4 protein-coding genes, 2 tRNA genes and 2 pseudogenes are annotated in these 11,425 nt (G+C 61.6%); 5 read left to right on the plus strand and 3 right to left on the minus strand.

The window, feature by feature from the left end:
• A partial coding sequence (locus JCM25143_RS05220; protein ID WP_025860272.1) for an Rne/Rng family ribonuclease occupies positions 1–2,025 on the minus strand: 2,025 nt, incomplete at its 3' end.
• Positions 2,026–2,706: 681 nt separating this feature from the next.
• Here JCM25143_RS05220 and JCM25143_RS05225 point away from each other — a divergent pair.
• On the plus strand, positions 2,707–3,477 hold the full coding sequence (locus JCM25143_RS05225; protein WP_025860273.1) for an N-acetylmuramoyl-L-alanine amidase family protein: 771 nt from the start codon (positions 2,707–2,709) through the stop codon (positions 3,475–3,477).
• 33 nt (positions 3,478–3,510) lie between these two features.
• On the opposite strand, the gene JCM25143_RS05230 is transcribed toward JCM25143_RS05225, so the two are convergent.
• Together JCM25143_RS05230 and JCM25143_RS05235 are read right to left on the minus strand one after the other, a co-directional pair.
• Positions 3,511–3,597: transfer RNA gene (locus tag JCM25143_RS05230), tRNA-Leu, on the minus strand.
• A 197-nt stretch (positions 3,598–3,794) separates the two neighbouring features.
• Positions 3,795–3,881: transfer RNA gene (locus JCM25143_RS05235), tRNA-Leu, on the minus strand.
• Between the two features lie 247 nt (positions 3,882–4,128).
• On the opposite strand from JCM25143_RS05235, the pseudogene JCM25143_RS17075 reads away from it, so the two are divergent.
• From JCM25143_RS17075 to JCM25143_RS23530, 4 genes and pseudogenes are all read left to right on the plus strand, one after another.
• Positions 4,129–5,124: pseudogene (locus JCM25143_RS17075) on the plus strand (complex I NDUFA9 subunit family protein); the annotation flags it as partial.
• A gap of 173 nt (positions 5,125–5,297) precedes the next feature.
• Entirely contained in the window at positions 5,298–6,746 is a 1,449-nt protein-coding gene (locus tag JCM25143_RS05245; RefSeq protein WP_025860274.1) for an NAD(P)-dependent oxidoreductase, read from the plus strand.
• A 23-nt stretch (positions 6,747–6,769) separates the two neighbouring features.
• A pseudogene (locus tag JCM25143_RS23525) lies at positions 6,770–8,940 on the plus strand (glutamate synthase central domain-containing protein); the annotation flags it as partial.
• Positions 8,941–9,029: 89 nt separating this feature from the next.
• Entirely contained in the window at positions 9,030–11,291 is a 2,262-nt protein-coding gene (locus JCM25143_RS23530; RefSeq protein WP_234394992.1) for a glutamate synthase-related protein, read from the plus strand.
• Positions 11,292–11,425 lie beyond the last annotated feature (134 nt).

Here is an 11,425-nt window from a genome sequence, read left to right on the forward strand (position 1 = left end):
GTCCTGCCCTTCATCCGCGTCTTCCTCGGTATCGGCATCCGCGTGCTGAGTGGCATCGGACTGGGCGTTTTCGTTCCCGCCACCACCACGACGGCGACGGCGACGGCGGCGACGGCGGCGCGGCTCGTCCTCACCCTGAGCACCGGCTTCACCCTGCACGGCGGCCTCGGCTTCATTCTGCCGGGGCTGTGCCTGTGCCACAGGCTGCGTGGCCTGTGTGGTGGGCAGGTTTTCTTCCGTCGCGGGCTCGTCGGCCACCACGTTTTCAACCGGGGCAAGCTGAGTGGCCTGCTGCGATGCCGACGGATGGCGCGCACTCTGGCGACGCTCGATGCGGATTTCCGGCACCTGCAGCGTGGCGTCAGGCGAGAACAGAACCTCCATCTGGTGGCGCTGTTCGATCTGGCCCAGCCAGTCGCGCTTGTTGTTCAGGATATAGAAAGCGATATCCGCGGCGACATGCACCGTAATGGCCGAGGCCCGGCGGCGTGCGCCTTCTTCTTCCACGGAGCGGAGCACATGCAGGGCGGAGCTTTCCACGCTGCGGGTAACGCCGGTGCCATTGCAGTGCGGGCAGGGCACGAAAGCCGCTTCCGCCACCGAGGGGCGCAGCCGCTGGCGTGACATTTCCAGCAACCCGAAATGGGAGATGGAGCCAATCTGGATGCGGGCGCGGTCGTTGCGCAGGGCGTCCTTCAGGCGGCGCTCGATCATGGCGTTGTGACGGCGGGACTCCATGTCGATGAAGTCGATCACAATCAGCCCGGCAAGGTCGCGCAGGCGGAGCTGGCGCGCCACTTCATCTGCCGCTTCCTGATTGGTGCGGAAGGCGGTTTCCTCGATGTTGCGCTGGCTTGTGGCCTTGCCCGAGTTCACGTCGATCGCGACGAGTGCCTCGGTCTGGTTGATAACCAGATACCCACCCGAGCGCAGCGGCACCACGGGGGAGAACATGGCATCAAGGTGCCCTTCCACCTGATAATGGGTGAAGAGGGGCTGGTTTTCCTTGTTCCACAGCCGCACTTTTTCGGCGTGCTGGGGCATGAGCATGCGCATGAAGTCGCGGGCGGCTTTCCAGCCACTTTCGCCATCCACCACGATCTCGCTCACATCACGCGTATACACATCGCGGATGGCGCGTTTGACCAGACTGGCTTCCTCATAGATCAGCGCCGGGGCCATGGAGCCCAGCGTATGATCGCGGATGTCATCCCACAGGTGCAGCAGGTATTCGCAGTCACGGGTGATTTCCGGTCCGGGGCGCTGTGCGCCTGCGGTGCGGACAATCATGGCCATGCCGCGTGGCAGGTTCAGCCCGCTGATGATATCGCGCAGGCGCTTGCGGTCGGGCACGGAGGTAATCTTGCGCGACACACCGCCGCCACGCAGGGCGTTGGGCATCAGCACGCAGTAGCGGCCGGCCAGCGATACATAGGTGGTCAGCGCGGCACCCTTGTTGCCGCGTTCTTCCTTGACCACCTGCACCAGCATGACCTGACGGCGGCGAATGACTTCCTGAATACGGTAATTGCGCAGGAAACGGGCAATGCGCTTCTGGATCAGCGCTTCCTCGCCCGTATCGGTTTCACCGCTCACATATTCCGGGGCATCGGCCTGTTCGGACGAGGGGGCGTCTTCGCCTTCTTCAGAGGGTTCGGCACCTTCCGCGTCCTCGGCGGAGGCGCTGGGGGCGTCCCCTTCCTCATCTTCGTCCTCGGCGTTTTGGAGCAGGGTTTCTTCTTCGGCCTGCAGGGCCAGAAGCTGCTCACGATCCGCTACGGGGATCTGATAGTAATCCGGGTGGATTTCGCTGAAGGCCAGAAAGCCGTGCCGGTTGCCACCATATTCCACAAAAGCGGCCTGAAGGCTGGGTTCAACCCGGATAACACGTGCTAGGTAGATGTTGCCTTTGAGCTGCTTTTTGGCAGCCGATTCAACATCGTAATCTTCAAGTCTGTTTCCATCCATCACGACCACGCGCGTTTCTTCCGCGTGTGTCGCGTCGATAAGCATCCGCTTTGACATAAAAAAAACAACTCCGGTGCGCAGGTGGCCAGCCCGTGCCGCGCTGCTGCCACAAGGGCATAACGTGGCGCGGGGGCGCTTCCTGCGGGTAAAAAGAGGCATGAACTGGAACACGGATAGCGCTTGCGCCCCAACCGACCGGAAGCCACGGCGCGGCACCAGCCAGGGGGCATGCCACCTGCGGTCTGTCCGTCGTGTTCAGGGCGTTGAAACGGGCGATTGTCACGTGTCCTTTGTTATGTGCGCCGACTTCTGATGCTCCATACCGGGCCACCCTCAATCCGGGCGGCCTGCGGGCGTTGCGGGCCAGAAACTGGAACACAGTCTGCACGGCGGGCATTAAAGCCCTTTTTCCATGCACAATAAGCATGGCGCAAATACTGGCTGTCTGCAAGACATTCATGTGACAGCCATATGACAACGCGACCAGAAGGCTTTGGCTAGTCTGAGATAAGTAGACTGTGGGGCATTTTATCCAGCGTGATTTCTTGGCACAGGGAGCGCGCACGGTGCTAGACTTTGCGGGGAATGCTGTCAGGGAGAGCCAATGTCGCAGGATGGCGGGAAAAATTCCGGGGTAATGCAGTCTTATCCTACCGAAGATGCGCTTTACGGGCGTGGCTCTTCAGGGCTTTTACTCCCGAGGCGCCTTATTCTCGGTGGTGTTGCGGTGGGGGTGCCGTGCCGTGGGCTGGCGCGCTGGCGCGTGCGGCGCATCATGCCCCCAAGCTTGCGGCCCCTGCGATTATTGGCGGGGCGGAGCCGCCCAAGCCCCTGATCATGCTCGACCCCGGGCATGGCGGTAAGGACCCCGGCGCTATCGGCCTGTCCGGCACGTATGAAAAGCATGTGGCCGAGGCAGCGGGGCAGGAATTGCGGAACCAGCTTCTGGCAACGGGCCGCTATCGTGTCGCCATGACGCGCAGCAGCGATCACTTCATTCCACTGGCAGGGCGGGTTGAACTGGCGCAGCAGCATGGTGCGGCGCTGTTTTTGTCCATGCATGCGGATGCCCTGCATAATCCTTCGGTGCGTGGGGCGAGTGTCTATACGCATGCCCATGGCGCATCCGACACGCAGACGGCTGATCTGGCGCGCACGGAAAACAGTGCGGACCGTTACGGTGGTCCGCTGGTGCATGGGGCCTCGCCCGAGGTGCAGCAGATTCTGGCCAGTCTGGTTACGGAGGAAACACGCACGGGCTCGGCGCATATGGCGCAGGCGGTGGTGTCCTCTTTCCGCTCACGTGTGCTGCTGCTGTCGCACCCACACCGGCATGCCGCCTTTGCGGTGCTGAAATCGGCCCAGATTCCCTCTGTGCTGGTGGAGATGGGTTTCATGTCCAACAGGCTGGACGAGGCAGCACTCAAGCAGGCCGGGCACCGGGCGATGGTTGCAGGTGCGCTGTGCGATGCCATTAACCGCTACTTTGCCGCAGCGGGCGCGGGCTAGCCGGATAGGCTTTATATTATTGTTCGGGAGAGATGGTGCCCAGAAGAAGACTCGAACTTCCACGACCTTGCGGCCACAGGTACCTGAAACCTGCGCGTCTACCAATTCCGCCATCTGGGCACAAACGGCAACCCGCTTGAAGCAGGCTGGTGAAGAGGCGTTTACCGTGGGTGCGGGTGGGCGTCAACTGGCAAAACGTGGTGCGAGTGGAAAATAAATTACGCCATATCAGGGGTTTGTGTACAGCAAGGTAAAAGCTGACCCAAGCGAGAGGGTGGCTCCCCAAAGGGGATGTATTTATTTTTATTTGGGAGAGATGGTGCCCAGAAGAAGACTCGAACTTCCACGACCTTGCGGCCACAGGTACCTGAAACCTGCGCGTCTACCAATTCCGCCATCTGGGCTCAAATGGCAACCCGCTCGGAGCAGGCTGGTGGAGAGGCGTTTACCGTGGGTGTGAGGGCACGTCAACGCACAAAATGTATTTTTTCTGAAACAGGCAAAAAGAATCCTGTCCGCTCCGCCACTTGACCACATTCCTGTGAAGGTAAAGGGGAATTCCCTGTGGGGAGGTTCCCGAGTGTGCGTGATTGGGTCACACTCCACCTACACATCACGGTCGTCGGGGGCCGGGCGCGTGTTCTGTGTCCGGTGTGCTGCTGGCGGCATGCGGAAAGGCAGGGTCATGAGTGTAAGCGGGACGGCGGTCGTTTTTGGTGGCGGCGGTTTTGTCGGGCAGTATGTCGTGCAGTTTCTGGCGCAGGCTGGCTACATGGTGCGCGTGGCCAGCCGCAGGCCGGACCGTGGTGCGCTGCTGCGGCCTCTGGGGCGTGTGGGGCAGGTGGCGCCGTTCTATGCCAGCGTGCGGGATGAGCAATCCGTGGCCTGCGTGGTGCGTGGGGCGGATGTGGTGATCAATCTTGCGGCGGTGCTGGGTCATCGGGCGGGCAGACTCTTCAGGCGGTCAATGTGGAGGGGGCGGGGCGTGTGGCTCGCTTAGCCGCGCAGGCGGGTGTGGCGCGTTTCGTGCATATGTCCGCCCTTGGGTGCGGGCCGGAAGATAATGCGCCATCCGCTTACGGGCGCAGTCGGGCGGAGGGTGAAAATGCCGTCAAGCAGTACCGGCCCGATGCCGCTATTGTGCGCCCGTCCGTGATTTTTGGGCCTGAGGATCGTTTTTTCAATCTGTTCGCCACGCTGGTGCGCTACCTGCCTGTTTTGCCGGTTTATGAGCCCGATACGCGGGTGCAGCCTGTTTATGTGGGTGATGTGGCAGAGGTGGTGGGTAGGCTTGCCACGCAGGATGGTTACGTGGCCCGGAGCTGGCCGCTGGGTGGACCGCAGGTTATGTCTATGTGTGAGATTGCACGGCTGGTGTTGAAAGAAACCGGGCGCGACAAATCCCTGCTGCATGTGCCGTTGTCTCTCGCCCGGCTTCAGGCTTGGGTTTTGGAAAAACTGCCGGGCAAGCTGCTAACGCGCGATCAGTTGCTCATGCTCTCGCGCGATACGGTCATGCCCGCGAACGAATCGGGGTTTGAGCCGTTCGGGCTGGTGCCGCGCAGTGTGGCCTCCTGTGTGCCGTTTTATCTGGAGCGCTACCGGGCTGGGGGTGGTCGCGCGGGTATTTTTGTTCCTGAGCGGTGATGCTGGGTGCTTTTTAGGGTAAAGATGTGTGATTTTTCTGCAGAAAACTGCCAGAAAACACAAAAAGGACAGCAATGCTGTCTTTTTATTGCCCGTAGGAACGGGCAGGGTGCGCGTCGCTTGATTTAAGGGGCGAGGTCTGTCTGGCGCGCCCTGTCGTCCGGGGATTGCGCATGACAAACAAGATGCTGAAATTTGTCTCCGTTCAGCAGAGACAGCCGGAGAAACGCACGGCCGAAGATCGTCGCGCGGATTTTGACGAAATCTATACGGATTTCGTGCCTGCCGGTGCCGTGGAACAGTCCAGCCGCTGCTCGCAGTGCGGCGTGCCGTTCTGCTCGGTTCACTGCCCGCTGGGGAACAACATTCCCGACTGGCTGATGCTCACCGCTCAGGGGCGGCTGGAGGAAGCCTATGGCGTGTCCTCCGCCACCAACAGTTTTCCTGAAATCTGTGGCCGTATCTGCCCGCAGGACAGGCTGTGCGAAGGCAACTGCGTGATCGAACCGGGGTTCGAGAGCGTGACCATTGGTGCCGTTGAGCGCTACATTACCGATACAGCTTTTGAAAACGGCTGGGTGCGCCCGACCCGTCCTTTCGCGGAGCGTGAGGAATCGGTGGGGATCGTTGGCGCAGGCCCAGCCGGGCTTGCCGCGGCCGAGCGCCTGCGTGCTGCCGGTTTTCAGGTGCATGTCTATGACCGTTACGACCGCGTGGGTGGTCTGCTGGTTTATGGTATTCCCGGCTTCAAGCTCGAAAAACATATCGTGGCCCGCCGTCATGATCTGCTGGTGGAAAGCGGCGTTACGTTCCACCTCGGTCAGGGGATTGGTAGCGGGGAAGGCGAACTGTCGTTCGACGCCCTGCGTGCGCGCCACAATGCCGTACTGATTGCCACGGGTGTTTACAAGTCGCGCGAAATCGGTGGCCCCGGTGCAGGTCTGGCTGGAATCGAGCGCGCGCTTGATTACCTGACCGCTTCCAACCGTCGCTCGCTGGGCGATGTCCTGCCGGATGACGCGCAGGCGCTGGATGCCAACGGCAAGAATGTGGTGGTGCTGGGTGGTGGCGATACCGCCATGGACTGCGTGCGCACCGCTATCCGTCAGGGTGCCAAATCCGTGCGCTGCCTCTACCGGCGCGACAAGGCGAACATGCCCGGCTCCGCCCGTGAAGTGAAAAACGCCGAGGAAGAAGGCGTGCAGTTCGAATGGCTGGCCGCTCCCGAGGCGTTCGTGGGCGATGGTCATGTTACGGGTGTGCGCGCCACGCGCATGAAGCTGGGTCTGCCTGATGCCTCGGGCCGTCAGTCCGTGGAAGCGCTTGAAGGTTCTTCCTTCACGCTTGAGGCCGATCTGGTCATCAAGGCGCTGGGGTTTGATCCCGAGCCGCTGCCCCAGCTCTGGGCGCAGCCGGGGCTTGAGGTTTCGCGCTGGGGCACGCTCAAGGTTGGCCAGCAGGATTTCCAGACCACGGTGCCCGGCGTTTTTGCCGCGGGCGATATCGTGCGCGGCGCCAGCCTTGTGGTGTGGGCCATCAAGGACGGGCGTGAGGCTGCCGACAGCATTCAGCAGTGGATTGAAGCAAACAATACGGCACCCGCCGCGCAGGAGCAGGGTTGATGACGATGGAACAGGTTCCGAACATGGAAAGCGGCGCGGAGTTCCTGAACGCGTGGGACGCCAACGTAACAGCGCTGGACGGGCTGTACGACCCGGCTGATGAGCGCGATTCCTGCGGTGTGGGCCTTATTGCTGCTCTCGACGGCCAGCGCCGCCGCGAGGTGGTGGAAGCCGGTATCGCAGCCCTGAAGGCCATCTGGCACCGTGGTGCTGTCGATGCCGACGGCAAGACGGGCGATGGCGCTGGTATTCACGTTGAAATTCCGCAGGCGTTCTTTGCCGATGCCATCCGTCGTACGGGCGATAGCCCGGACAAGGGGCCGATTGCGGTGGGGCAGGTCTTTCTGCCCAAGACTGATATGAGCGCGCAGGAACAGTGCCGCCAGATTATCGAAACCGAAATTCTGGCTCTGGGTTACGGCATTTACGGCTGGCGTCAGGTGCCGATTGACACGGCCTGCATTGGTGAGAAAGCCAATGCGACCCGGCCTGAAATCGAACAGATCCTGATCCGCAACCTGCCTTGCCGGGACGAGGAAACGTTCGAGCGCGACCTGTACGTGATCCGTCGGCGTATCGAAAAGGCGGCTATCGCAGCACAGGTTGACCTGTATATCTGCTCGCTCTCATGCCGCTCCCTTATCTATAAGGGCATGTTTCTGGCCGAGCATCTGACGGAATTCTATCCTGATCTGCTCGACGAGCGGTTTATCAGCCGTTTTGCCATCTATCATCAGCGCTATTCGACCAACACCTTCCCGACATGGAAGCTGGCGCAGCTTTCCGCCGTCTGGCGCATAATGGTGAAATCAACACCATTTCGGGCAACGTCAACTGGATGAAAAGTCACGAGACGCGGCTTTCTCACCCCGATCTTGATCCGTGGATGAACGATATCAAGCCGCTGGTGCAGGCTGGTGGCTCCGATACCGCGACACTGGACAACGTGTTTGAACTGCTGACCTTTGCCGGGCGTGATGCGCCTGCGGCCAAGGCTTTGATGATCCCGGCCAGCGTGGGGGGTAATTCCTCCATGAAGCAGGCGCATCGGGACATGTTCACCTACTGCAACGCGGTTATGGAACCGTGGGACGGCCCGGCCGCCCTGTGCGCCACCGATGGGCGCTGGATCGTTGCGGGGCTTGACCGTTCCGGCCTGCGTCCGCTGCGCTACACCATCACCACCGACAATCTGCTGATCGTGGGTTCGGAAACGGGTATGGTGCGCGTGCCTGACAACGCCATTGTCAGCCGTGGCCGCCTTGGCCCGGGCGAGATGATTGGCGTGGATCTGGACGAGGCGCGGCTGTACGGCAATGCCGAACTGCTTGATGTGCTGTCCGAACGTCAGGATTTCTCGGACTGGATCAAGCGCACGCAAAAGGTCGGGCATCTGGTTCGTTCCGATGTGACGGAGCCCGCGCATTATACGGGCGACGAACTGCGCCGCCGCCAGCTTGCGGTTGGCACTACGCTTGAGGAACTGGAAGCCATTCTCCACCCCATGGTGGAAGATGCGAGCGAAGCCATCGGCTCCATGGGTGATGATACGCCTCTGGCCGTTCTGTCCTCACGCTATCGCGGGCTGTCGCATTATTTCCGCCAGATGTTCAGCCAGGTGACCAACCCGCCTATCGATTCCCTGCGTGAATCGGGTGTCATGAGCCTCGTGACGCGGCTGGGGAATCTGGGCAACATTCTCGACCAGTCGGCCGAGCAGTGCGCCATGCTGCAACTGCCCAGCCCAGTGCTGACTTCGGGTGAATATGAAGCCCTGCGCGCGTTCTGTAAGGACGCGGGCTGTGTGATCGACTGCACCTTCCCCGCTGCCGATGGCGAGGCCGGCCTGCGTGAAGCCATTGCCCGTATTCGCCGTGAGGCCGAGGAAGGCGTGCGCCGTGGCTGCACCCATGTGTTCCTGACGGATGAGGATCAGTCCGCCGAACGCGCTTCCATTCCCATGATTCTGGCTACGGCGGCGGTGCATACGCATCTGGTGCGCACCTCGCTGCGTACGTTCACCTCGCTGAACGTACGCACGGCCACGGCGCTGGATGTGCATGCCATTGCGGTGACGATCGGGGTCGGTGCGACCACGGTCAACCCGTATCTGGCGCAGGAAAGCATTGCCGAGCGGCACCGTCGGGGCCTGTTTGGCGAGCGTAGCCTGCGTGAGTGCATGGAGCGTTATCGTAAGGCGGTGGACAAGGGTCTGCTCAAGATCATGTCCAAGATGGGTATTTCCATCGTGCGTCGTATCGTGGCGGCTGCAATTTCGAGGCCGTGGGCCTGTCCCGTGCGCTGGCGGCGGAATTCTTCCCCGGCATGCCCTCGCGCGTTTCCGGTATTGGCCTGTCGGGCATCGCTCGTAAGGTGCTGGGTCTGCACAAGCAGGCGTGGTCGGCGGCTTCCGCTCTGACCCTGCCGGTGGGCGGGCTGTACAAGATGCGCCGCACCGGGGAGCAGCATGCGTTCGACGGCGGGGTGATCCACATGCTCCAGACCGCCGTGGCAACCGACAGCTTCACCACCTACAAGCGTTATGCCGATGCCGTGCGCGCGCAGCCCCCCGTGGCGCTGCGTGACCTGCTCGACTTCCGCGAAGGGCGCACGCCTATTCCGGTGGAAGAGGTCGAAAGCATTACGCAGCTGCGTAAGCGCCTGATCTCGCCCGCCATTTCTCTGGGTGCGCTCAGCCCCGAAGCGCATGAGACGCTCTCCATCGCCATGAACCGTATCGGTGCGAAATCCGATTCCGGTGAAGGTGGTGAAGATCCGGCACGCGCCAAGCCGCGCCCCAATGGTGACAATGCCTCCTCTGCCATCAAGCAGGTGGCATCGGGCCGTTTTGGCGTGACCGCGCAGTATCTCAATGATTGCCGCGAGCTTGAAATCAAGGTGGCGCAGGGTGCCAAGCCGGGTGAAGGCGGGCAGTTGCCGGGCTTCAAGGTTACGGAGCTGATCGCCAAGCTGCGTCATGCAACGCCGGGTGTGACCCTTATCTCGCCCCCGCCGCACCATGATATCTACTCGATCGAGGATCTGGCGCAGCTCATCTACGATCTCAAGCAGATCAACCCGGATGCGACGGTAACCGTCAAGCTGGTGGCGCGCTCGGGTATCGGTACCATTGCGGCAGGTGTGGCCAAGGCCAAGGCTGATGCCATCCTGATTTCCGGCCATTGCGGTGGCACGGGGGCCAGTCCGGTCAGCTCCATCAAATATGCGGGTCTGCCGTGGGAGCTGGGTCTGGCGGAAACGCATCAGGTGCTCATGCTCAACCGTCTGCGTCACCGCGTGCGCCTGCGTGCGGATGGCGGGATCAAGACCGGGCGTGATGTGGTGATTGCCGCCATGCTGGGTGCCGAAGAATTCGGTATCGGCACGGCCAGCCTTGTGGCCATGGGCTGCATTATGGTGCGTCAGTGCCATTCCAACACATGCCCGGTGGGCGTGTGTTCGCAGGACCCGGCCATGCGCGCCAAGTTTGAAGGCACGCCGGAGAAGGTGATCAACCTGTTCTCCTTCATTGCCGAAGATGTGCGCAACATTCTGGCATCGCTCGGCTTCCGTACCCTCAATGAGGTGATCGGGCGCACGGATCTGCTGCATCAGGTTTCACGTGGCACGGATGATCTGGATGATCTGGATCTGAACTCCCTGCTGTCTCAGGCGGACCCCGGCCCGTATGCGCGCTACTGCACGCTTGAAGGCCGTAACGAGGTGCCCGATACGCTTGACGCGCAGATGATTGGCGATGCCCAGCCGCTGTTCTCGCATGGCGAGAAAATGCAGCTGCATTACAACGTGCAGAACACGCAGCGCGCCATTGGCACGCGCATGTCTTCGCTGATCGTGCGTCAGTTCGGCATGGCAACGCTGGCGCCGGGGCACCTGACGGTGCGCCTGCGCGGTTCCGCTGGGCAGTCGCTCGGGGCGTTTGCGGTGCAGGGGCTCAAGCTCGAAGTCATTGGCGATGCCAACGATTACGTGGGTAAGGGGCTTTCGGGGGCTACCATTACGGTGCGTCCGTCCGTGTCCTCCACGCTGGTGTCCAACCAGAACGCCATTATCGGCAACACGGTGCTGTATGGCGCAACGGCGGGTGAGCTGTATGCGGCGGGGCAGGCGGGTGAGCGCTTTGCGGTGCGTAACTCGGGGGCTGTGGCCGTGGTGGAAGGCTGCGGGTCGAACGGGTGCGAATACATGACCGGCGGCACCGTTGTGGTGCTGGGTGATGTGGGCGACAATTTCGGCGCAGGCTTTACCGGCGGCATGGCTTTCGTGTTGGATGAGCACAATACCTTCGACAAGCGCATCAACCCCGAATCCCTGATCTGGACACGGGTTGTCGATCCGAAATGGGCCGATACCCTCAAGCGGCTGGTTGAACGCCACGTGGAAGAAACCGATTCTGCCTATGCGGCCATGCTGCTGCACAAGTGGGAAGAGGTTCTGCCGCGCTTCTGGCAGATCGTACCCACCGATTACGCCAAGGTGATTGGTTTTTCCGTTCCCGAAGTGGCGCTGGAAAAAACGGCCTGATCCCTTTGCGAACAGGTAAATGAACGATAGCGGGCGAAGGGGCTTCCTCTTTGCCCGCTTCGTATTTGGGGGGCGGTATTGGGGCGCTGCGTGCCGCACCCGGCAAGTGCTCTCGCCTCGGGCAAATTTGCAGG

The organism is Acetobacter papayae JCM 25143, from assembly GCF_000613285.1.
GTDB lineage: Bacteria > Pseudomonadota > Alphaproteobacteria > Acetobacterales > Acetobacteraceae > Acetobacter > Acetobacter papayae.

Excerpts from the sequence above, each read along its gene's own strand:
- JCM25143_RS05245 (WP_025860274.1), top strand. The coding sequence starts at position 5,298 with ATGACAAACAAGATGCTGAAATTTGTCTCCGTTCAGCAGAGACAGCCG.